This is a genomic window from Brevibacterium jeotgali, from assembly GCF_900169175.1.
In the GTDB taxonomy this organism is placed as follows: Bacteria; Actinomycetota; Actinomycetes; order Actinomycetales; family Brevibacteriaceae; genus Brevibacterium; species Brevibacterium jeotgali.
In genome coordinates, this window is sequence record NZ_FXZM01000005.1 from 70335 (window position 1) to 93313 (window position 22979).

21 protein-coding genes and 1 tRNA gene are annotated in these 22979 nt (G+C 68.8%); 6 read left to right on the top strand and 16 right to left on the bottom strand.

All coding sequences use genetic code 11. From position 1 onward, the window contains the following. Positions 1-56: 56 nt before the first annotated feature. From htpX to BJEO58_RS06330, 3 genes are all read left to right on the top strand, one after another. A complete protein-coding gene (gene htpX / locus BJEO58_RS06320; RefSeq protein WP_101588639.1) occupies positions 57-941 on the top strand; it encodes a zinc metalloprotease HtpX in 885 nt (294 codons plus the stop codon). A 12-nt stretch (positions 942-953) separates the two neighbouring features. Continuing rightward, a complete protein-coding gene (gene pspAB, locus BJEO58_RS06325; RefSeq protein ID WP_246076133.1) occupies positions 954-1592 on the top strand; it encodes a PspA-associated protein PspAB in 639 nt (212 codons plus the stop codon). 187 nt (positions 1593-1779) lie between these two features. Further along, a complete protein-coding gene (locus BJEO58_RS06330; protein WP_101588640.1) occupies positions 1780-2898 on the top strand; it encodes an alpha/beta fold hydrolase in 1119 nt (372 codons plus the stop codon). Between the two features lie 95 nt (positions 2899-2993). Here BJEO58_RS06330 and BJEO58_RS06335 read toward each other — a convergent pair whose 3' ends face one another. The 3 genes from BJEO58_RS06335 to BJEO58_RS06345 all read right to left on the bottom strand — a co-directional run bounded on the left by BJEO58_RS06335 (position 2994) and on the right by BJEO58_RS06345 (position 5016). Continuing rightward, positions 2994-3224, bottom strand: coding sequence for an RNA-binding S4 domain-containing protein (locus BJEO58_RS06335; RefSeq protein WP_308297856.1), 231 nt, complete (start codon positions 3222-3224; stop codon positions 2994-2996). A 69-nt stretch (positions 3225-3293) separates the two neighbouring features. Further along, positions 3294-4124, bottom strand: coding sequence for a hypothetical protein (locus tag BJEO58_RS06340; RefSeq protein WP_101588641.1), 831 nt, complete (start codon positions 4122-4124; stop codon positions 3294-3296). 145 nt (positions 4125-4269) lie between these two features. After that, positions 4270-5016 carry a sulfite exporter TauE/SafE family protein gene (locus tag BJEO58_RS06345; RefSeq protein ID WP_101588642.1) on the bottom strand — a complete coding sequence of 249 codons (747 nt, stop codon included), beginning with the start codon at positions 5014-5016 and terminating at the stop codon, positions 4270-4272. Positions 5017-5085: 69 nt separating this feature from the next. Here BJEO58_RS06345 and BJEO58_RS06350 point away from each other — a divergent pair, with 69 nt between their 5' ends. Beyond that, positions 5086-5886, top strand: coding sequence for a DUF1707 SHOCT-like domain-containing protein (locus BJEO58_RS06350; protein WP_101588643.1), 801 nt, complete (start codon positions 5086-5088; stop codon positions 5884-5886). Positions 5887-6012: 126 nt separating this feature from the next. On the opposite strand, the gene groL is transcribed toward BJEO58_RS06350, so the two are convergent. The 4 genes from groL to BJEO58_RS06370 form a co-directional block, all read right to left on the bottom strand. After that, entirely contained in the window at positions 6013-7647 is a 1635-nt protein-coding gene (gene groL, locus BJEO58_RS06355; protein ID WP_101588644.1) for a chaperonin GroEL, read from the bottom strand. A 185-nt stretch (positions 7648-7832) separates the two neighbouring features. Beyond that, the gene (locus BJEO58_RS06360) at positions 7833-8492 is read right to left on the bottom strand and encodes a LytR C-terminal domain-containing protein (protein WP_144573896.1); all 660 of its coding nucleotides are present in this window, start codon (positions 8490-8492) and stop codon (positions 7833-7835) included. A gap of 11 nt (positions 8493-8503) precedes the next feature. Next, positions 8504-8794: a DUF3263 domain-containing protein gene (locus BJEO58_RS06365; protein ID WP_101588646.1), complete on the bottom strand. Its 291-nt coding sequence runs from the start codon at positions 8792-8794 to the stop codon at positions 8504-8506. Positions 8795-8914: 120 nt separating this feature from the next. After that, entirely contained in the window at positions 8915-10381 is a 1467-nt protein-coding gene (locus BJEO58_RS06370) for an aldehyde dehydrogenase family protein (RefSeq protein WP_101588647.1), read from the bottom strand. A 252-nt stretch (positions 10382-10633) separates the two neighbouring features. Here BJEO58_RS06370 and BJEO58_RS06375 point away from each other — a divergent pair, with 252 nt between their 5' ends. After that, positions 10634-11329 carry a uracil-DNA glycosylase gene (locus BJEO58_RS06375; RefSeq protein WP_101588648.1) on the top strand — a complete coding sequence of 232 codons (696 nt, stop codon included), beginning with the start codon at positions 10634-10636 and terminating at the stop codon, positions 11327-11329. Positions 11330-11332: 3 nt separating this feature from the next. On the opposite strand, the gene BJEO58_RS06380 is transcribed toward BJEO58_RS06375, so the two are convergent. After that, on the bottom strand, positions 11333-13135 hold the full coding sequence (locus tag BJEO58_RS06380) for a threonine/serine exporter family protein (RefSeq protein ID WP_246076132.1): 1803 nt from the start codon (positions 13133-13135) through the stop codon (positions 11333-11335). A gap of 41 nt (positions 13136-13176) precedes the next feature. Next, positions 13177-14469, bottom strand: coding sequence for an amidohydrolase (locus tag BJEO58_RS06385; RefSeq protein ID WP_179207187.1), 1293 nt, complete (start codon positions 14467-14469; stop codon positions 13177-13179). Positions 14470-14561: 92 nt separating this feature from the next. Between BJEO58_RS06385 and BJEO58_RS06390 the strand changes: the two genes are divergently transcribed. Continuing rightward, positions 14562-15428: an SGNH/GDSL hydrolase family protein gene (locus BJEO58_RS06390; protein WP_087008820.1), complete on the top strand. Its 867-nt coding sequence runs from the start codon at positions 14562-14564 to the stop codon at positions 15426-15428. A gap of 93 nt (positions 15429-15521) precedes the next feature. Here BJEO58_RS06390 and BJEO58_RS06395 read toward each other — a convergent pair whose 3' ends face one another. From BJEO58_RS06395 to BJEO58_RS06425, 7 genes are all read right to left on the bottom strand, one after another. Continuing rightward, positions 15522-17021, bottom strand: a complete 1500-nt coding sequence (locus BJEO58_RS06395; protein WP_101588650.1) for an NCS2 family permease — start codon at positions 17019-17021, stop codon at positions 15522-15524. A gap of 41 nt (positions 17022-17062) precedes the next feature. Beyond that, on the bottom strand, positions 17063-17512 hold the full coding sequence (locus BJEO58_RS06400) for a hypothetical protein (protein WP_144573895.1): 450 nt from the start codon (positions 17510-17512) through the stop codon (positions 17063-17065). A 57-nt stretch (positions 17513-17569) separates the two neighbouring features. Continuing rightward, on the bottom strand, positions 17570-18262 hold the full coding sequence (locus BJEO58_RS06405) for a response regulator transcription factor (protein WP_101588652.1): 693 nt from the start codon (positions 18260-18262) through the stop codon (positions 17570-17572). After that, positions 18259-19809, bottom strand: a complete 1551-nt coding sequence (locus BJEO58_RS06410; protein WP_101588799.1) for a sensor histidine kinase — start codon at positions 19807-19809, stop codon at positions 18259-18261. Before BJEO58_RS06410 ends, BJEO58_RS06405 begins: the two co-directional genes overlap by 4 nt. 94 nt (positions 19810-19903) lie before the next feature. Continuing rightward, positions 19904-19977, bottom strand: a tRNA-Thr gene (locus tag BJEO58_RS06415). Positions 19978-20072: 95 nt separating this feature from the next. Beyond that, a complete protein-coding gene (locus tag BJEO58_RS06420; RefSeq protein ID WP_101588653.1) occupies positions 20073-20948 on the bottom strand; it encodes a DsbA family protein in 876 nt (291 codons plus the stop codon). A 96-nt stretch (positions 20949-21044) separates the two neighbouring features. Further along, positions 21045-22901: a serine/threonine-protein kinase gene (locus tag BJEO58_RS06425; RefSeq protein WP_246076163.1), complete on the bottom strand. Its 1857-nt coding sequence runs from the start codon at positions 22899-22901 to the stop codon at positions 21045-21047. Between the last annotated feature and the right edge of the window lie 78 nt (positions 22902-22979).

Here is a 22979-nt window from a genome sequence, read left to right on the forward strand (position 1 = left end):
CGCCGCCCAGCACCCGCAGCAGAAGTTCTCACCGACACACGCGAAAGGAGCCGCTGATGGCGCGCACGCGCTTCACGAAGGACGCGGGGCTGTCCGCCCGCATGGGTCTCACGATGTTCTTGAACGGGCTCATCTACGTCGTCCTCATCGCGGCCATCTGGTGGATCCTCGGGGGCAGCACGGGCGGCGTCGTGCTCGCGGTCCTCCTGTCGGTCGGCATCTTCTGGTTCCAGTGGTACTTCTCCGACAAGGTCGCGATCAAGGCGATGGGAGCTCGTGTCGTCACCCCGGAGCAGGCACCGGAGCTGCACAGCCTCGTCGACCGGCTCTGCCAGCAGGCCGATATGCCGAAGCCGCAGGTCGCGTTCTCCGACACGCGGGTCCCGAACGCGTTCGCGACGGGCCGCTCGCCCGAACACTCCGTCATCGCGGTCACTCGCGGGCTGCTCGACGAACTGGAGCCCAAAGAGGTCGAAGCGGTGCTCGCCCATGAGCTCTCCCACGTCGCGCACCGCGACGTGACCGTCATGACCATCGCGGGTGTGACCGGCATCGTCGCGAGCCTCATGATGCGGTCGTTCCTCTTCGCCCGCGGCGGACGGAACAACAACGGCGTCCCGATCCAGCTGCTGCTCATGCTCGTCGGAGTCGTCGTCTATGCGCTCAGCTTCGTGCTGATCCGCGTTCTGTCGCGGTACCGGGAGCTCGCCGCGGACCGCGCGGCCGCGCTGCTGACCGGCAGCCCCTCGACGCTCGCCTCCGCTCTCGTGAAGATCAGCGGTCAGACGCAGAAGATGCCGCAGAAGGACCTCAGGCAGACCGCCGGCGCGTCCCATCTGGCGTTCTTCAACGTCGGCAGCATGTTCTCCACGCACCCCAGCCTGGAGAAGCGCCTCGCCCAGCTCGACAAGATCAGCAACCAGCTCTCCACCGAACTCTGACGTGAGCGGGCGGTGGCGCCACTGCATCTGCTCACCCCTGCTCGTTCCGCCGTCCTCGACATGAAAGCCTCCGCGATGGGATTCCTCGACGCCCTGTTCGGCCGTTCCAAGCCGAAGGAACCGAACCTCGACGACCTCTTCGCCGTGCCGTCCGCGGCGCTCACGCTCGAAGCCCGGTCAGGGATCACTCCCACCGGCGTGGGTGCGGTGGCGTTCCGCGAGGTCGAGGGCGGCGCGTTCGACCGCGCGGAGCAGGAGTCGCGAGCGCTGATCGCCGCAGACCCCAACACGGACGTCACGCAGGTGAACGACGGCTTCGGATACACCTGGCAGGTCGTCGAGCAGCAGGCTGCGAGCACCTCTGACCTCGTGACCAGCCTCCACGCGGTCAACGCCGCGCTCGAGTCCCAGGGGTTCGGGCCCATGCTGCTGTGCTCCAACGTGTACTTCCGTGCACCTGACGGGCGCACGATCGCAGTGGTGTACCTCTACAAGCGCGGAACGTTCTATCCCTTCGTCCAGCGCGGACGTCACCAGCGCGACAGCCCCTTCGAGATCCAGCTGCGCGGCGTGCTCGACGAGGACCTGCCGGTGGAAGAGGACATGACGAAGTGGTCCCCGCTGTGGGACGCCCCCGGCATGGACCGCTGACCACCGGTCTCCGCCCGACGACGGCTCCTTCGCGGCCGGGCTCGGGTCAGCGCCGACGTCTTGGGCAGCGAGGCCCCAGGGCCGATCCGGACCACCATCAGCACGCTGTTCCGCAGTGATCTGCACGGAGACGACAGGCCTGTGTGCGATAGCCTGGCCGTGAACGACCTCTCGTGAAGGGCACCGCATGCCGGCTGCAGACCGAACGACCCTGTCGATCCACCCCTCATCCCGACCGTCACCGCTCCACGCACTGGGAGCCACCGCGGGACTCCTCGCCGGAGCGGTCGTGGGCGCTGCGGCACTCTGGACCACGCGCAACGCCCTCCACTCCCGCCTTGCCCGCATGGCCTGCGACCGCGCCGGATTCGTCACCCGCACGACGATGGTGAATGGGCACGCCCTCCGCTTTGCCGAAGGGCCTGCGTCCGGGCCGCCGCTGCTCCTCATCCACGCCCAGAGCACGGACCTGTGGTCATGGGCACCCGTCATGCCCGCGCTCGCACGCGACTTCCACGTCTTCGCGATCGACGTCCCCGGGCACGGAGCCTCCGACTGGGATCCGGAGCTCTACAACGGCCCGGTGCTCGGAGAGCTGTTCGCCGACTTCATCGCAGGCGTGGTCGGTGAGCAGACGATCGTCGCCGGACACTCCTCGGGCGGCCTCATCGCCGCGTGGATCGCTGCCGCGCGGCCCGATGAGACGGTTGCGGCGATCCTCGAGGACCCGCCCTTCTTCTCCTCCGTTCCGCCCCGCTCCGAAGCGACGTGGAACCACGTCGAACTCGCACGGACGTGCCGCGACTTCCTCGCGTCGGACGCGGCTGACTTCACCGAGTTCCTCATCGAACGCAGCCGGCTCTTCGAGCTCCTCGGGCCCGCGGGGGAACGGATCCGCTCAGACGCGCTGCGCAGGCGGCGCGCACATCGTGACAGGCCACCGACGCTGCCGTACATGCCGCCGGCGATGAATGAGGCCTACCGCGCATTGGACTCATACGACCCGATGTTCGGCCTCGCGTTCTTCGACGGAGCATTCCACGACCTCTTCGACCACGCGGACACGCTCTCCGCGATCTCCCGTCCGACGCTGCTCTTCCACTGCGACTGGCAGACGCGGGACGGGGTCCTCCTGGGCGCGATGGACGATGCTGACGCGACGCGTGCAAAGATGCTGATCCCCGACGTCCGCGCGGAGAGAGTGGCAGCCGGTCATGGCTTCCACGTCGAGCGTCCCCGGGAGTTCGTGCAGCGCGTCCGCGCATTCGTGCGTGATGTGGTCGGCGAGGTCGACCTGCTCGAATAGGGTTCCGACCGACCAGGTCCTGCTCGACCAGGTACTCGTCGAGCAGTGCGGCACCGCGCCGGCAGGACGGTGCCGCCCCGGTGGAGCAGAGTGGCTCAGTCTTCGCGCGCCACCACGGTGAAGATCTCACCGGCAGCGTCGACGATGTCCCCGGGGCGCACCTTCGCGCCGCGTCTGGTCTCGAGCTCGTCGTTGACGCTCACAGCTTCCGCGGCGAGCATGTCCTTCGCCTCTGCGCCGGTTCCGGCGACTCCCTGGAGCTTGAGCAGCTGGCCCAGGGTGATGGCGTCGTCACTGATCTCGATGTGTTCCATATCGTCGTGCACACCCTCCAGGGTATCTCCCCACGACACTGCACGACGATCCGTCCGCAGCGAGGAGCGCGGCCGAGGCTCTCAGAAGTCGAAGCCGCCGAAATCGAAGCCCCCGCCGTCGCCTCCGCCGAAGTCACCGAATCCGCCGCCCATGTCGCCACCCATGTCACCGCCGGCGTCGGCTCCCTCCATGCCTCCGCCATCCATACCGCCGCCGTCCATACCGCCGTCCCAGCCTCCGCCGAAGCCGCCGAACATCATGGCGCCCATGAGGACTCCGGGAAGCAGACCGGAGCCCGCGTAGGAGTTGAAGTAGCCGCGGTTGTACTCCGCGTAGGCGGGACCGGCCTCCCAGTACGCACGCCGCTGCAGGCCGTTGCCCACCGGCACAGTGCGCACCGCGGGCTCAGCTCCGCAGCTGACGCGCTCTGCGTCGGCGGCACAGACCGGCACCGGACGCAGCTGGCCGCCGGCCGGCGCCCAGTCGACGTCTTCGACGGAGGGCCCGTGCTGGGGATTGAAGAAGCACGGGGGACGACGGACTGGGAGGGGGCGGCCCTCCACCCGGGCGCGCACGCACTTCGCCGCGTACCGACCGTCCTCGATCGCTTCGGTCACGTGGCTGATCTCGCCTGCGGACTGGATACGGTCCAACAGGTCCTTGGAGCGGTCGTACGCATCGATCGCACGGGAGTAGTCCTGGCGGCCGCCTTCGTCGAGCTCAACGCCGCCGGTGACGACGTCCAGGTCTGCGACCTCTTCGCCGAAGGCGACGACGTCCTCTTCGACGGTCGTCTTCACACGCTCGAGCTCCTCCGCCTTCTCCTCGATTTCGCGAGCTTTCTGCCTGCGGGAGCCGATGAGGAACGCCGCGGCGATCGCCGCCAGCAGCAGGAGGAACACGAAGGTCATGCTGACTCACCTTTCCGATGGTGTGCGCGATGGTCTCCAACGCCCCGAACGGGCGTGCGGACCGGCGTCATTCCGCGTTCAAGTATCGCAGTCCATCCTGGAAGCGCTCTGAGCAATGTCCCCGAAAAGACCTCCGTGAGTCGTCTCAGAGAACCCCGAGACCACGGCCGATCGTGAGCAGCCCGCCGAGGAACGCGAGCGTGAGCATCCCGACGCGCGCCGCCTGCACGGGCGTGATCGTCGACAGCCACTCCCCCAGCACCTGCCCACCGACCAGTGCGCCGAGCAGGAGTGCCCACGTCGCCCCGTCCAGGCTCGGCCATCCGGCCGGGTCGAACACCAGCTTCGAGACGACGGCAGCGGACGACGTCGCCACGAAGACCGGCTGGATCGTCGCAGCGAACGATCGCTGCTCCCATCGGGACAGCAGGGCGAGGGCCGACAGGGCAGGTCCGCCGACTCCAGCGGACGAGCTCATCGCACCCGAGACGAGACCGGTGATGCCCACGGCCGCCTTGTTGCGGGGCATGGGCGGCGCGAAGCGGTTGAGGACGAGAGAGCTCGTCAGCGACAGGACGATGAGCGAGCCGATGAAGATCTCCAGCGCGCGGGCCGGCATCACCACCGCGAACAGCGCACCGGGAACGGTCCCGAGCGCGGAGGTGACGATCAGACCCGCGGCGAGCTTCCAGTCGACCTCCCGGTACGTGCGCCACAGCACGATGAGGGAGGACGCCAGCCCGCAGAGGTTCACGAGGACGACACCGGAGAGCGGATCGAGGAGGAGGACCAGGAAGGGGCCGGACACCATCGCGAAACCCATGCCCGTCACCCGTTGTGCCAATGCACCGACGAAGACGGCGAGGAGGATGAGGATGATGACGATGCCCATGCCCTCAGGCTAGACGGCGAGCCGACCGGCCGTGTGCCCGTCCCACCCCATGCGGACTATGGTTCTACTATGTCGCAGGAAAACGTCTGGCCGCGCTTCCGCCTCGATCCACGACTGCATACACGCCTGCGCGCAGCGGACGAGGACCGCGACATCGTCCGAGAATGCCTGGGCGAGGCATTCGCAGACGGCCGCCTGAATCGCGAAGAGCTGGATGAGAGGCTCGCAGCTGTGGGCGATGCTCGTCTGCTGGGCGACCTGCTGGACGCTCTCGCAGACCTGTTCCTGGACGCGCACCCGATCGACCCGGACTCCGACGAGGCGAAGGCCCTGGGTGCAGACGCAGGACGTGGGCCCACGCCGGGGAACGGGATGGCGCGAACCGGCTCCGGCTCCGGCTCCGGCGAGGGCGGCACCCTCTCGCATCACGCGGACCGCGATCCGCTGTCGCCTCCTATGCCCCTGACGTACGACGAGATCGACACAGCCGCCCGCGAGCACTACGCGAAGCTCGTCCGCGCGAGCCTCGGCAGCTTCGTCGGAGCCAGCGCGATCACGACGCTCGTCTGGCTGGCGATCGGGCTCTACAGCGGAGGATTCTCCCTCTTCTGGCCGATCTTCGTCATGCTGGGCACTGGCATCAACGTGATCTCCACGATCAGTGCTCGGCAACGGACCATCGAGGACCGGCGGCGGAAGCTCACGCGGAAGGCCCGGGAGCGCAGAGCCCTCGACGGGGACCCCGGAGCGGACGGCGGCGGAAGCGGCCCGCGCTCACGCAGCGACGAGCGCCGTGAGATCCGCCGGAACAGGAACCGCGATCGCGGAGACGACCACGGCTCCGGCGACCCTGACGCACGCGACGTCTGAGCAGCACCCCCGCTGAGGAACGCTGAAGGGCGGGAGGGGTTCCGTGTGGAACCGCTCCCGCCCTTCATCCAGGCGCTCAGCTCTGCAGCCGTGCGACCCGGCGATCAGCCGGGCCGCTGCAGGGGATCAGAAGCCCATGCCGCCCATGTCGCCCATGCCGCCCGACGGGTCGGCCATCGGAGCAGCCGGCTCCGGCTTGTCCGCGACGACCGCTTCGGTCGTGAGGAACAGGCCCGCGATCGATCCGGCGTTCTCCAGTGCCGAACGAGTCACCTTGACCGGGTCGTTGATGCCCGCGGCCAGCAGGTCCTCGTACTCGCCGGTCGCGGCGTTGAGGCCGTGTCCGGCGGTGAGGCCGCGCACCTTCTCTGCCACGACGCCCGGCTCGAGCCCGGCGTTGAAGGCGATCTGCTTGAGCGGAGCGTCGATCGCAACCTTCACGATCGATGCGCCGGTCGCCTCATCGCCCTCGAGGGCCAGCGAGTCGAACGCGGAGAGGCCCGCCTGGATGAGCGCCACGCCGCCACCGGCGACGATGCCCTCGTCCACCGCTGCCTTCGCGTTGCGCACTGCGTCCTCGATGCGGTGCTTGCGCTCCTTGAGCTCGACCTCCGTCGCCGCGCCGGCCTTGATGACGGCCACGCCGCCGGCCAGCTTCGCGAGGCGCTCCTGGAGCTTCTCGCGATCGTAGTCGGAGTCCGAAGCCTCGATCTCCGCACGGATCTGCGAGACGCGGCCCGCGATCTCCTCGGAGTCACCGGCGCCCTCGACGATCGTGGTCTCGTCCTTCGTCACGACGACCTTGCGCGCCGTGCCCAGGAGATCGACCGTGGCGTTCTCGAGCTTGAGGCCCACCTCTTCCGCGATGACCTGGCCACCGGTCAGGATCGCGATGTCGGCCAGCTGCGCCTTGCGGCGGTCGCCGAAGCCCGGAGCCTTGACGGCGACGGACTTGAACGTGCCGCGCATCTTGTTGACGACCAGCACGGCCAGAGCCTCGCCCTCGACGTCCTCGGCGATGATGAACAGCGGCTTGCCCGACTGCTGCACCTTCTCGAGGACCGGGAGCAGGTCCTTCACGTTCGAGATCTTGGAGTTGGCGATGAGGATGTAGGGATCCTCGAGCACCGTCTCCTGGCGGTCCGTGTCAGTCACGAAGTACCCGGAGATGTAGCCCTTGTCGAAGCGCATGCCCTCCGTGAGCTCGAGCTCCAGGCCGAAGGTGTTCGACTCCTCGACGGTGACGACGCCTTCCTTGCCGACCTTGTCGATCGCTTTCGCGATGAGCTCGCCGATCGCAGGATCACCGGCGGAGATGCCGGCGGTCGCAGCGATCTGCTCCTTCGTCTCGACCTCGGTGGCCGTGGCCAGCAGCACGTCGGAGACGGCCCTGACAGCCTTCTCGATGCCGCGCTTGAGGCTCAGCGGATCCGCGCCGGCCGCGACATTGCGCAGGCCTTCGCGGACGAGTGCCTGTGCAAGCACGGTCGCCGTGGTGGTTCCGTCACCCGCGACGTCGTCCGTCTTCTTGGCGACCTCCTTGACGAGTTCCGCGCCGATCTTCTCGTACGCGTCGTCGAGTTCGATCTCCTTGGCGATGGAGACGCCGTCGTTCGTGATCGTGGGGGCGCCCCACTTCTTCTCCAGGACGACGTTGCGACCGCGCGGCCCCAGCGTCACCTTGACTGCGTCGGCCAGCGTGTTGAGGCCGGTTTCGAGGCCGCGACGGGCCTCTTCGTCGAATGCGATGAGCTTTGCCATAGTGGCTTGCTGCCTCCCTTTTCGGGGTGGATGTGCTCCTCAGATCGACATGCCCGCGACGGCGGGGCTCCGTCCACTGCTCCATTCCGCAGAGGCCGGGGCCCTCAGTGTCGAGCGAGGTTCACACCCTACTTTTAGCACTCGCCACCCGAGAGTGCAAAACACTTCCGCGGTCGGCGAACAGGTCAGGGCTGCGCGGGCGCAGCACCTGCGTTCGGATCCGCGATGCCCTCGTCCGGATCCGCCCCGTCACCTTCGGGCTCCGTCGCCCCACCGTCCGCACCGGGCGGTCCCTGTTCGGCGATGTCGGAAGTGATCACTGCGGTCACGTCGGCGGTGAAGTCCGCCGACTCCTCGACCTGCTCGATCCCCAGTTCGGCGGCCAGCGCCGCCGCATGGTCCTCGTGGTCAGAGCTCGCGTAGAAGACGGTGGAGGTCGTATCCGGCGTCGCGTAGGTCGCCGTCTCTTCGAGTGGCCACCCGTTCGCCTCGACTGCCTCGGAGAACCTGGCACCCGCGCCGTTCACACCGGAGCCGTTGTACACCGCGACGGAGACCTCGCTCTTGTCGACCTCCGGTGCGGCCTCGTCGGTCTCCTCCGCCGACTCCTCGCCGGGAGACTCGGTCTCCTCGGCCACCGGGGGCTCCGCGACCTGGTCCTCGGGATCCTTGAAGGACGTCCGGATGATGTTGAAGACACCGATGACCAGCAGGACCGCCACGACGGCGGCGACCGCGATGACCACATAGGCGCCGCGCATGCCCGCGCCGGTCTCCTTCCGGTGCGCACCCCGGCGTCCCGTGGGTGGGAGGCGGTCGAATTCGTCTTCAGGGTAAGAGGCCACGGGCCGGCTCCTCAGCGTGCGATGCGTGCGTCCGACCGGCTGCGCTGCCGGGAGTCGCGGATTCGGCGCAGACGCTTGATGAGAATGGGGTCGTGCGAATACGCGTGCGGGTCGTCCAAGAGGACGGCCAACCGCTGGAAGTAGGCGCCTGCGGACAGGTCGAAGCGCTCTCGGATCGCATGGTCCTTCGCGCCGCCATAGGTGTACCAGGTGCGCTCGAAGTCGAGGATCGCCGCATCGTGCTCGCTGAGCCCTCCGCCGTCACCACCGTGCGCGTCCTGCGCATCTGCCTTCTGAGTCAATGGACACCTCCTCCGTCGCAGAGTCTACCTGCGGAGAACACCGCTGTGATTCCCCCACTCCGATGCCGAGGCGCCGGTCACCCCGCAGGTGACCGGCGCCTCGGCGAGGGTGGGGAGTCGTCAGCGCAGCTTGACGTTCAGCTGCTTGATCTGCGTGAATCCCTCGAGCATGCCCTCGAGCGACGCCTCGCGGCCCAGGCCGGACTGCTTGAAGCCGCCGTAGGACTGGCCGACCATCTGAGCGCCGCCCTGGTTGATCTGGACCCAGCCGGACTGGATGCGGTTGCCGGTCGACAGCGCGCGATCGATGTCCTTCGAGAAGATGAAGGCCGCCAGTCCGTACTCGCTGTCGTTCGCCATCTCCACGACGTCGTCCACGTGCTTCCACGGGATGACGGAGAGGACGGGGCCGAAGATCTCCTCCTTGCTGGTCTGCCAGTCGTTGCGGGCCTTCGAGAAGATCACCGGCGCGTGGTAGAAGCCCGGCTCCCCCACCTCGAGGGTCTTGCGACCGTCGTAGGCGATCTCGACGCCGTCCATCGACTCACCGATCTCGATGTAGTCCTGGATCGTGTCCCACTGCTTCTTCGAGTTCACCGCACCGATGTCGCTGGCCTCGTCGCGCGGATCGCCCACCTTCATAGTCGAGACGCGGTCGACGATCTTCTGCAGGAACGAGTCGTAGATGTCCTCGTGGAGGAACAGACGCGAACCGGAGGTGCACGACTGGCCCTGGCGTGCGAAGCGGGTGGACAGCACGACCTGGTCCGCGACGTCGTCCAGATCCGAATCGGGGAAGACGATCGTGGGCGACTTGCCTCCCAGCTCCATCGAGGTGTGGGCCAGCCGGCGACCGGCGACCTCGTTGATGTGACGGCCCACCAGAGTGGAGCCGGTGAACGAGACCTTCGCGACGTCCGGGTGAACGGCCAGGCGCTCACCGATGACGGATCCCTTGCCGGTGACGATGTTGAGCGCACCTGCGGGGAGGACGTCCGCGATGATGCGACCCATCTCGAGGATGGTCAGCGGCGCGTCCTCCGCGCACTTGAGCACCAGCGTGTTGCCGGCCGCGAGCGAAGCCGGGGTCTTGTACCCGGCGATCATGAGCGGTGAGTTCCAGGGGAGGATGCCCGCGACGACGCCCAGCGGCTCGCGACGGGTGTACTGCAGCTGGTCGTCCCCGGCAGGCAGGACGACGCCCTTGACCTCACCGGCGATGCCGCCCATGTAGCGGAAGAGGTCGACGAGCGTCTGCGCTTCGGGCCGTGCCTGCGTGCGCAGCGCGTTGCCCGTGTCCAGAGCCGTGAGCTGCGCGAGGTCTTCGAGCTTCGCCTCGAGCGCATCCGCTGCTCGCAGGATGAGCTTCTGGCGCTCCTTGAAGTGCATGCCCGCCCATGCGGGGAATGCCTTCTGCGCGGCTTCGACGGCACGGTCCGCATCCGCTTCCTTGCCGCGCGGGATGGTCGCGATCACCACGTTGCGGTCGATGGGGGTGATGACGTCCGACGTCTCCCCGTCGATCGCGTCGACCCATTCGCCACCGATGAGCATCGGATAGTGCTTCGTCTCCGGGAACCCGGTCATTGCGCCTCCTTGAAAGCGATCGCTTCGAGCATTCGTCTCTGAACCAGTTCGAGCATATCGACGCGGGGGCGCAGACGCGATCCCCTCCCGGTGCACAGGGCCGCACACCGGGTGTGCGGCGGGGTCTTCTACCGTGCGCGGGGCGGGCCGCAGACCGACACAGAGCGGGCACCGGGTCGCCGACCCGACCAGGAGCCGCACCGCACTCCGGGTGATCGCATGCCGGCTGCGCCGTCGCCGTAGTCTGGTCGCATGAGCTCACCAGTATCCCTGGACACCCTCGTGGCCCCCGACTGGGCGCAGGCACTGGCCCCAGTCGAACCCACGATCCATCGCATGGGCGAGTTCCTGCGGGAAGAGGTGCGGGCCGGTCGCGGGTACCTCCCGGCAGGCGAAGACGTCCTCGCCGCGTTCCGCGAGCCCCTCGCCGAGGTCCGTGTCCTCATCGTCGGGCAGGACCCCTATCCGACTCCGGGCCACCCGATCGGGTTGTCGTTCTCCGTCGCCCCCGATGTCAGACCGCTGCCCCGGTCGCTCACGAACATCTACCGGGAACTGCACGAGGACCTCGGCATCCCACCCGCCGGGACCGGCGACCTCCGCCCCTGGTCGAGTCAGGGCGTCATGCTGCTCAACCGCTGCCTCACCGTCGCACCGGGCTCGCCCGCCTCCCACCGCCGCCGAGGCTGGGAAGAGGTGACCGACCGCGCCATCGAGGCGCTCGTGGCCAGGCGCACGGAGCAGGGGGCTCCGCTCCTCGCGATCCTCTGGGGCCGGGACGCCCAGTCCCTGGGACCGCGGCTTGCGGACATCCCCCGCATCGAGTCCGCGCACCCGTCCCCGCTGTCCGCCTCGCGCGGATTCTTCGGGTCACGGCCGTTCTCGCGTGCGAACGCGCTGCTCGAGGAGATGGGAGCACCGCCGGTCGACTGGCGGCTGGAGGCCTGAGGTTCAGTACCGGTTCTCGGTATCCGTGGGGGTGCTGCGGTCGAAGCTCGCGGTATCCGCGGTCTCCGCCTTGTCCACCGCCGTGTCGACGGCCTTCGCGCGCCGGCCCTGCCCGTACGGCATCCAGGTCGCGAGGAACGTGCCGAACACCGCGCCCACAGCGAGCGCAGCGTTCACGGTGAGGGCGGTGAACAGCGACGAGAGCCCCTGGGCGAGCCCGACAGACTCCTCCGGCTGCACGATGAGGAAGGCGGCGTTGAAGATCGACAGGCCGGACAGCAGCGGGTAGATGCCGGGGACCACGAGCGCGATCGCCGGTGCGCCGAACCGCAGGGCCACCGGACGGGCGAGGAGGCCCACGAGCGTCGCGGACACGAAGCTCGTGAGGATGCCGTTCATCCCGGCGACCAGGCAGGCGACCATGACCGCGAAGCCCGCGAGCCCGATCACCGCCGCGGGGATGATCAGACGCTTCTGCGCCTGCATGCCGATCGCACCGCCCGCGGCGACGAGCAGCGCGGCGACCAGCGACAGCAGGGTCGTGAGGAACTGGGTGCCGGTGCCGGGCAGGATCACCTCGATCGTGCGCAGGCCGGCGGCCCGTCCGATCATGATGCCCGCGGCGATGCCGGCGACGATCGCGGCGAACGTCAATCCCACGGAGATGGCCCGACCGGATGCGGTGAGGGGGAACTCCGTGAGCGCGTCCTGCACCGCGGACACCAGCGCCATGGTCGGCAGCAGGAGGATGATGCCCGCCGCGACCAGGAACTGCGGTCTGGCGATCACGTCGAGCGTCGCGGCCCCCATCGACAGGACCGTGATCGTCGTGGCCTGGATGACGGTGATGAAGAAGCCGGGCATCCCCGTGCGGTTCAGCAGTGCGCCGAACCGCTGATTGCCGATCGCGATGAAGAAGCCCAGCAGTGAGGACATGAGCGAGCCGCCCACCAGGTTCACGACCCCGGCGACCAGCGCGCCCCAGGCGATGTCGACCAGCCATTCCGGGTAGGGGCGCTTCTGCTTGCGGATCGCGTCGAGCCGTTCGCGGGCGCGCTCGTAGTCGATCTTGCCGTCGACCAGGTCGGTCACGAGCGCGTGGAAGGCGGACAGCTTCGCGAAGTGGACGGAGTCCTCGCGGTTGACGCGCATGACGGTGACCATCCGGCCCTCGGGGTCGGTGTAGTGCACCGTGAGCGAGTTCGAGGTCAGGTCCACCTCCGCCGTCGACAGTCCGCAGGCGGTGCACGTCGCGATGACCGACACCTCGACGTCCTGTGACGAAGCACCCGCGCGCAGCATCATCTGCCCCATGTCGACCGCGAGGTCGAGGATCATCCGCGCCTCGTCCTCGCTCTTGGCGGACGCCTGCACGGGTGCGGAGTACGGCGTGCCCCGCAGCACCGCGACAATCGGGATCGGCTGGGTCGTGGGTGACGGGTCCTCGACGATCTTCTCCACCGCCCGCCGCGCGATCCGCTGGGCGGCGCGCGCCGCGCTCGTGGCGTTCCCCGACCCCGACTGCTTCGATCGGCCCAGCAGTCCGCTGACCCGTGCCCGCTGCGACCCCTGCGCATCCGCGCCCGAGGTCCCGGACCGCGCCCGCTGCGAGCCCACCCTGCGCGTGGCTGCCGTCCCGGCCTCGGAGGGCGGGAGGTGACCGCCGGTGGGCGCCGTGCCGGCCTCCGACTGCGGCAGGCGCCCGCCCGTCGGAGCGGTGCCCGCCTCACCGCTGTGACCGGTGGGATCGATGGGGCCGGTGGGAGGAATCGCCTCAGGGGACCCTGAGCCCTGCTCAGGGTCCACGCGCCTCGAGTGTGAGGTGCTGCGGGGGCCGTCGTCCTCGATCACTGCGGTGTGCTGCCTCCTGGCTCTGCGATGCGAGTGGTGCCGAACGGGTCGGCGACCTCTCCCATCCCCGTCGATTCGTCGTAGTGGAAGACCTCGCGCCCGTCGACGAACACGCGTGCGGCACGCGCGTCCAGCTCGAGCGGGTCCTGCGTCCAGAGCGCGAAGTCCGCGTCGAGGCCCGGTGCCAGAGCGCCGACGCGATCATCCAGCCCCATCATGACAGCAGGATTGATCGTGAGGGATTCGAGTGCGACCACCGGGTCCAGGCCCTCCTTCACCGCCAGCGATGCCTCATGGATGAGGAAGTTGATGGGGATGACGGGATGGTCGGTCGTGAGCGCGATGCGCACGCCCGCATTCGCCAGTGCCGCCGGAGTCGCCAGGGTGCGCTCGCGCAGCTCCACCTTCGACCGGCTCGTCATGAGCGGCCCGACGATCACGTCGATCCCCTTCTCCGCCACGAAGTCCGCGAGGACGTGCCCCTCCGTGCCGTGGTTGATGACGAGGCGGTAGCCGAACTCCTCGGACAGCCGGATGGCCGTCGCCATGTCATCGGCACGGTGGCAGTGCTGGTCCCACACGAGGTCGCCCGCGAGCACTGCGGCGAGCGTCTCCTTGCCCAGATCGCGGTCGAAGGGCTTCCCCTCCGCCTCAGCATGGGCCCGCGCCGCCACGTAGTTCTGCGCGCCGACGAACGCCTCGCGCAGCGCCGCAGCCACCCCCATGCGGACGGACGGCAGACGGCCCTGGTCGCCGTGGACGCGCTTGGGGTTCTCCCCCAGCGCGGACTTCACGGACACGTCCTCACGGATCACCATCTCGTCGACCACGCGGCCCCATGTCTTGATCGCCGTCGTGCGACCGCCGATCGGGTTGCCCGAGCCCGGCTTGATGACAGCACTCGTCACTCCGCCGCGCAGCGCATCCTTGAAGCCGAGCTCCGCGGGATTGATCGCATCGAGCGCACGCAGCGCGGCACCATTGACGACCGTCATCTCGTTCGTGTCATCACCGGACCAGCCCTCGCCGTCCTCGTGCACGCCCAGGTGCCCGTGGGCCTCCACGAGGCCCGGGGTCAGCACCATCCCGGCACCGTCCACGACGTCGATGCCGTCCGGGACCGGGACCTCGGCGGCGGTGCCCACGGCAGCGATGCGGCCGGCGCGCACGATCAGCACGCCGTCGTCGATGGGCGCGGCCCGACGGCCCGCGGCATCCGCGACGGGAAGGATGCGGGCACCCACGACGGCCAGGTCTCGCACGGTCGGAACGGGTACGGATCGATACACGGCGCCTCCTGTGTGGCGATGCTGCGCTGGACTGGATCGGTGGTGACCCAACGATCCGGTGGTACCTCAACGGTATCGTCCGGAGTGGCCCGATGGCTCCCCTCACCACCTCGATCAGGAGGCAGATCACAGTGGCAGCACGCTTCTCACGCTACGTCGCGATCGGCGATTCCTTCACGGAAGGACTCATGGACTTCGCCGCCGATTCCGAACACACCGACCCCGGCGACGGGTTCCGCGGATGGGCGGACCGGCTCGCCGAGCAGCTCGTCACCTCGCCGGCTGGCTCACCCGACCTCGCATACGCGAACCTCGCGATCCGCGGCCGCCTGGCCGACCAGGTGCTGACCGAGCAGCTGCCGAGAGCCCTCGAACTGGCACCGGACCTCGTGAGCATCGTCGCCGGCGGCAACGACTGCCTGCGTCCATACACGGACATCGACGCGCTGGCGGGAGAGATCGAATCCGCTGTCGTCCGGCTGCGCGAGGCCGGGGTCGAGGTCCTCATGGCCACCGGCTACGACACGGAGACCGCGTCGCCCCTGCTGCGTGCGGTGCGGTCCCGCGTCGCCATCTTCAACAGCCACCTCTGGACGATCGCCCAGCGGCACGGCTGCCACATGCTCGACCTGTGGGGCCTGCGCGACCTCTACAGCTCTGAGATGTGGGCCGACGACCGCATCCACCTGAGCGCACTGGGGCACGAGCTCGTGTCACGGCAGGCACTCGCGACGCTCGAGGGCACGGCGGCCACGCGCCGCGGCTTCGCGATGCCGGAGCGGCCAGGGCGTCCCGTGCGGCAGGCGGTGGCCGAGGAGACGACGTGGGTGCGGACCCACCTCGCCCCTTGGGTATCGCGCCGGCTGCGTGGCGTGTCCAGCGGCGACGGGCTGGAACCGAAGCTGCCCACCCTCACGCGCGTGCGCGGCGCGGACGGGCAGGATCCGGGGCAGGACTGACCCGGGCGGGACTGGCTTGGGCGGTGTTGGCTGGGGCAGGGCTTGCCGGGGCAGGTCCGGCGTGGGTGGGACTGGCGTGGGCAGGGCTGGCCGTCAGGCCGCGCCCAGGAGGTCCTGCAGCGGGCCCGACACGAAGTAGACGAGGAAGAGCGCGCTCGTGAGCAGCATGAGGGGGTGCACCTCGCGGATCCGCCCGCGGACGATCTTGATGATCGCGTAGGTGAGGAACCCCGCCCCGATCCCGTTCGTGATCGAGTAGGAGAACGGCATCATGACGATCGTCATGTAGGCCGGGATCGCGAGCTCCAGATCCTTCCAGTCGATGTCCGTGATCTGCTGCATCATGAGGAAGCCCACGAGCACCAGGGTGGGCGCCGCCGCCTCCGTCGGGATGACCGCGGCCAGCGGGGCCAGGAGGATCGTCACGAGGAACAGCACGCCGGTGACGACGTTCGCCAGTCCGGTCCGCGCACCGTCGCCGGCACCCACGGTCGACTCGATGAAGCCGGAGTTCGACGACGTGCCGCCCATGCCGCCGCCGATCGCGCCCAGCGCGTCTGCGACCATGATCCGCCTGGAATGGGGGATCTCACCGTCCACGTCCTCGATCCCGCCGGTCTTCGCGACCGCCACCATCGTCCCGAGCAGGTCGAAGAAGTTCGCCAGCAGCATCGTGAAGACCGCGAGCGCCGCGGCGATGATGCCGATGTGCTGCCAGGATCCCAGGAGGTTGAAGGAGCCGAGGACGGAGAAGTCCGGCAGCGACAGCCACTGCTGGTCCAGCGTGGGGACGGAGAGTCCCCAGCCGTGCTCGTTCGCGGGCTCGCCGTCGTCGCCGGTCTGGGGCCCCACGTGGAAGATCGCCTCGAACACCAGGGCGAGGACCGTGGCGCCCACGATGGACAGCAGGATCGCACCGCGCAGTCCCGACGCCCACATGACGAAGAGCGCGAAGAGCGCGATGAGGAAGATGACCAACGGCCAGCCGGAGATGTAGCCGCCCATGCCCAGCTGGAATCCGGGCCCGCCCTCGTAGGAGATGAACCCGGCGTTGATCATGCCGATCATGGCGATGAAGAGACCGATGCCCACGCTGATCGCGGTCTTGAGCTCCGGCGGCACCGCGTTGAAGATCGCGGTGCGGAACCCGGTGAGCACGAGGATGAGCAGGATGATCCCCTCGATCACGACGAGCCCCATCGCGTCCGCCCACGTCATGCCCGGCAGCGCGACGATGCCGTAGGTGAGCAGAGCGGACAGGCCGAGGCTCGACGACACGGCCATCGGGAAGTTGCCCACGAGCCCCATGAGGATCGTCAGCAGGCCGGAGACCAGCGAGGTCGCTGCGGCGATCGCCGGCAGGTTCGGCACGTCGCCCCCGCCCAGGAACTCGCCCGCAGAATCCGCGACGGTGCCGAGGATCAGCGGGTTGAGCACCACGATGTACGCCATCGAGAAGAAGGTGGCGACACCGCCGCGGACCTCCCGACCCACGCTGGAACGGCGAGTGGAGATCTCGAAGAAGCGATCGAGGTATCCGTGGGTCTGCGTGCTGTCTGCCGCGTGCGCGCTGGGAGTGCTCTGTGGAATCACCGCTCTATGTTAGCGCCCGGCCACCTCCCGCGGAGAACCCCTCAGTCGTCATCATCATCGTCATCATCGTCGTCGTCGTCATCATCGTCGCACTCCCACTCGCCGTCGTCCCATTCGCAGACCTCACCGGATCCGCCCCCGGAACCTCCACCGTCCCCGGACTCGCTGTCTCCGGATTCACTGCTCCCGGACTCACTGCCGCCGGATCCACCGTCGCCTGCGGGGCGGGGCACGGGCTTCTCCTCGAGCGAGGCACTGCTCGTCGGCAGGTCTTCGGCGTCGCGACGGGTGACGGTGCCGTCCTCATTCCGGATGAGGACGGCACCCTCGCCGCTGGATTCGGATTCCACCGCTGCCGGTGCAGTCGTCTCGCCGACGCTGATGCCCGGGCTCGTAGCGCCGTTGTCATCGGTCAGGGGCACGATGACGAATACGGCGGCGGCGACCAGGCCGACGACACCGACCAGCAAGGGGACCTGCACCGACTTCATGGCATCCACTGTGTCAATCGTGTGTGAAGCGGCGGTGAAGCGGGGATGAGAAATCTCTCATCGCACGACGAGCCGGTACCCGGAGCCCCTGACGGTCGCGATCGATTCGGCACCCAGTTTTCTGCGCAGGTACCCGACGTAGACGTCGACGACGTTGGACGCGCCGTCGTAGTCGTAGCCCCACACGCGCGACAGCAGCTGCTCGCGGCTGAGCACCTGGCCGGGGTGCTCGAAGAACATGAGGGCCATCGAGTATTCGCGCGCACTCAGCTCGACCTGTCGAGTGCCGCCATCGGTGGCGACCGCGACGGTGCGGGTGCGCACGTCCAGCGACAGGTCGCCCGCCACCAGCGCGTCCGAGGAGGACTCCGCCGGCGCTGCGCCGTTCGCACCGGCAGGTCTGGCACGCAGCCGGATGCGCGCGAGGAGCTCCTCGAAGCGGAACGGCTTCGAGAGGTAGTCGTCCGCCCCGCCCTCCAGCCCGTGCACGGTGTCTTCGACGGAGTCCCTCGCCGTGACGATGATGACCGGGATCGTCGAACCGAGTTCGCGCAGGGTGCGCAGGACCGCGAAGCCGTCCATCCGCGGCAGGCCGACGTCGAGGACGAGCAGGTCGAACTCCCCGCTGCTCGCGTAGTCCAGGGCTGTGATGCCGTCGTCGACGACGGTCGGCGTGTAGCCGCTGGCCTTGAGTCCGCGGGAGACGAATCGCGAGATGCGCGGTTCGTCCTCGGCGACGAGGATCCTCATGCGTACCTCCTGGAGTCGGGTGGGGACGGGGCCGAGGGCCGGGGTGGGACGGATGGGACCGGCGGCACCTCGAACAGCGGGAGGATCAGGGAGAACTCCGAACCGACCCCGGGCTGGGAATCGACGTGGACGCGCCCGCCGTGACCTTCCGCGATCGCCCGGACGATCGACAGCCCCAATCCGCTTCCGGATACGGAGCTCCCGGAGTCCACCTGCACGAACCTCTCGAAGATCGTATCGAGCCTGTCGGTCGGCACCCCTGCACCCTCATCCCGCAGGCTGATGAGAATGCTGCGAGGTCCCGCATCGGCGATGCCTGGGAGCCGTCGGCGGCCGATAGTCGTGACGCGCAGGCGGATGGCTGAGCCCTCCGCGCTGAACCGCACGGCATTCGCCGCGAGCTGGACGACCGCCTGGATGAGGCGATCGCTATCGGCGAGCGCGGTGCCGTCCGCATCGGACTCCAGCGTCCAGACCCGCGCTCCCAGGTGTTCGATGCGGGCGAGGACACGCGGCCCGAACCGCTCCAGGTCGACGGGTGCGGTACGGATGAAATCGGGCCTCCGAGCCTTCGCCAGCGTCGACAGATCGGTCACCAGCTTATCCATCCGCTCGACCTCTTCGAGCGCGATCTGCCGGCTCTCAGACACGTCCTCGGGGTCCGTCGGGTCCGTGGTCTCGAAGGTCCCGCGGATGATGGTGAGAGGGGTGCGCAGCTCATGGCTCACATCGCTCATGAAGCGCCGCTGCTCGACGAATCCGTCGCCGATCCGGTCCAGCATCGTGTTGAACGTACGCGCCAGGGCGGCGACATCGTCATCGGCCTCCGGAACCGTGACCCGCATCTCGAGGTCGTCGGGGGTGATGGACTCCGTCGCCTCCCGCAGTTCGCCCAGCGGACGCATGAGCCGCCCGCTCACCAGATGTCCGGCGATCGCTGCGAGCAGCAGCACTCCGAAGGAGGTGGCCGCGAAGATCCCCGCAGACATCCAGATCGCATCCCGCTGGACGGAGATCCGGTTGGCGACGACGAACGTGCCCTCACGGTCATCTCCGGCGACAGTCACGGACGCCACCGCAGCACGATGGATCTCCCCGTCGACGGTGAGGTCGACGAAGACCGTCCGACCGGGCACGCGGAGCCCGCGGATCTGCTCGAGCACTGCCTGGTCCGACAGGGAGAAGGGCAGGTCGTCCGGCTGGTAGCGCGGTGCTCCGTCCACCAGCGCGAGGACGGATTCGTACTGGCCGGGGACGACCGCGGCCGTCGCGGACTTCAGGAGCTGGTCAAGACCTGCGGGCGACTGGTCCATCGACTGCTGGGCGAGGAGGGTGAGCTCGTCGATCTCCTGCCGCAGCTCCAGATCGACGCGGTCCTCGAGCGTCTCGAACTGCGATGTGTAGGTGACCGTGCCTGCGGCGGTGAGTCCGACGAGCATGAACGCGAGCATCATCGCGAGGACCCGTCCACGGACGGTGCGGCGCCCGGGCAGCACCGCCGACGATGAACGGTGCGGGCGCTCCGGTCCGCCCCTCTCATGGGTCATGCGCATCAGCATCGCCGATCGGTTCGAGAACGACAACCTCCGCCGACGCACAGAGCGCCCCACCCTGCACGGGTGAGGCGCTCTGCGGAAGCGGAGCCTCCTATCGGATTCGAACCGATGACCCTCTGTTTACAAGACAGATGCTCTGGCCAGCTGAGCTAAGGAGGCGTACGGCGACTCAGTCTAGACGATGGCGCGCTGCGGCGCATACCGCGACGGTCGGAGGGCGCACCCTCCGACCGTCGCAGAGATGAGCCGGAGCCTCAGTTCTGGCCGGAGGCGCGGATGAGGTCCCCCGCGAATGCCTCGCGGTTCGACCAGTCGCCCTCGTAGGGCTCTCCGTCGACTGTGATGTGCGGGGTGCCCTGCACGCCCTCGCTGTTCAGCGCATCCTGCGTGCTGTTCTCGACGTAGCGGTCGAAGGCGACCTCCGTCACGCAGTCGCGGACCGTCGCGGCATCCTCGTGGGCGACGTCGGCGTCGACGTCCACGCCTGCCGATTCCGCGATCGACAGCAGCTGGTCGTCTTCCATCCCCGACTGGCCCTCGCCCGGCTGCTGAGCGAAGAGCTCGAGCATCACGTCGGGGAGCAGCGCGGACTGACCGGAGTCCGCGATGCAGGCTGCCATGTTCGCCGAGCGCGTCGAGTACTGGTTGCCGGCCGACATGCGGTCGAGGATCGCAACGGGCTCGTACTCGAGGACGATCGAGCCGTCTTCGGCCAGGCTGGTGAGCGTCTCACCGTTCGCCTCCTCGAAGGCCTTGCAGCCGGGGCACTGGAAGTCGAGGTACACCTTGACGACGGACGCCCCCTCTGCCGCACCGGAGTCCGCGACGGTGGGCAGGTCGGACACGTCCGCCCCCTCCTCCTCGCCGGCGGGCTGCACGGCCTGGATCCCGTCATCTGCGGCGGCGAAGGCGAGGGTGCCGGAGACCATCGCCTGCGGCGGCGCCACGGGACGCGAGGACTGCCAGACCAGCGTTCCGACGACGGCCATCACGGCTACGACCACCACGGCGATGCCGGCGTAGAGAATGGTCTTGACCGTCTTCTCCTTCTTCGCCTGCGCTGCGGCGATCTGGCGCGCCTGCTCCCTCGCGGCGTTGCGTCGGTCCTTGGATGACGGATGATTCGCCATGGCCCCTCATGATCGTTGATGTTTGAATCTTTGCAGTACGAGGCTACATCCCGGGTTCAGTCGTCCGCTGTCAGCTTGTTCACAGAACATGTGAGCTCACAGCCCGGGCTCCGGGAGGATCTCGAAGGGGCTCTCCGGCGACGGCCACCACACGGCCGATGCCCCGCCCAGCACCGTGGTGAACGCGAGACCAGCGAGGACGACGAGCGCGATCGCCCCCGTCCACTCCGCTCGCGGACTCCGCACCAGGGGCGACACGAGCACCCGTGAGCCCAGACGCAGGTTCTGCGATCCGGGCCCCAGCCACAGGACCACGCCGAACACCAGTGCCGCGCACCAGAGGCTCCACTCCGCATTGCGCCCCTCCGGCACGATCCCCACGACGTCCAGCCAGGCCAGGACGGCTGCGGCGACCGCCGCAGTGGTCGGGAGGATGAGACTGAGCGTCGATGTGAGGATCGATGCGAGGGCTGAACCGGGGGCGCGAGCGACTGCCGACCAGCCTGTGGCCGCCTGGGGTCCGTACTCCACGAATCTGCGCCGGCGCGCCGCACGGAGGCGCCCGGCGGTTCTGGCCACGACCTGCCACAGCAGCATGACGGCGGCGACGAGCAGCGGCCCCAGCGCGGTGAACGCGATCGCGAAGAGATTGAGTGCCAGCAGGAACCACGCGGCACCGGGCAGTCGGCGCCCCTGGGCGGAGTAGGGCGAATAGGCCGGCGCGTCGAGCGGCTGGCCCTGGCCGTACGGCTGCATCTGTCCCTGCGGCCCCGGCTGTCCGGGCCCGTAGGGTCCACCGGCGTAGGCAGCCCCTGCGTATCCGTTGGGCGATGACTGTCCGCGCTGCTGCCGTGCGGCCTCGTCGAGCGTGAGAGCACCGTAGGGGCGCTCACCCGGATGCTGTGCAGGACCCTGCCCGTTCGCCGACGGAACGGGCGGTGCGTCTGCCGGCGCACCTGCCATCGGCGCACCAGCCATCGGCGCGCCGCGTGAGCTGACCGCGGCTCCACCGTGCTGTCCGGCGCTCTGCTGGGCGACCGCCGGCATGCCGACGGCGGTCTGCGGTGGCCCGTTCTGCGCGCGCGGCTGCCCGGGGTAGGGGCCGGCTGACCCCACCCCGTCCGCCCGGGGGATCTGCGCGCTGGTGCCGCCGCCGAGCTCCGGCACGCGTCCGGATTCGATGTCGACGAGGGCCTGCAGGATCATCGCTCCCGACGGGCGGCGTTCCGGCTTGGGCTCCAAGCAGGCGCGCAGGAGCGGCACGAACCGCGCCGGCACGTCCTCCAGGTCTGCTCTGCCCATCGCCACGCGGCCCAGCACCGCTTCGAGCGGACCGGAGCCGAACGGGTTGCGACCCGTCGCGGCGAACACCATCGTCGCCGCCCATCCCCACCAGTCGGTCTTCTCGCTGGAGGGCTTGCCGTCGGCGATCTCCGGACTGAGGTAGCCCGGCGTTCCCATGACGAGACCCGTCGCCGTGACCTTCACCTCGTCCGCGACCTGGGCGATGCCGAAGTCGATGACCATCGGCTCGCCGTCCATGATCATGACGTTCGCGGGCTTGAGGTCGCGGTGGATGACGCCGGCGTCGTGCACCGCATTGAGGGCGTCCAGCAGGGCATGGCCGAAGTGGACGAGTTCGTCCTCCTGGAACGGCCCGTTCCCCCGCACATCCTCGGACAGCGTCGTGCCGTCGACGAACTCGGTGATGATGAAGGGACGGTCGGAGTCGAGTTCTGCGTCCAGCACCTCCGCGATCCGCGGGTGCTTGATGCGCCGCAGTGTCCTCACCTCGCGGGCGAGTCTGCGACGTGCCGTCTCATCGCTGGAGATGTGCGGGTGGAGCACTTTGACGGCGACGGGGCTGTTGCCGCCGTCGATGCCCAGGTGCACGACGCCCATGCCGCCCGCACCGAGCTCCTCGATCAGGCGGTATCCGCCCAGTTCCTCCATTCCCACGCGGCTAAGCTTAGGGGAGAGACCTGAAAGTGCCCGGCCGGGCCGTTCGGCCGTCGTTCAGAAGGAGCTCGG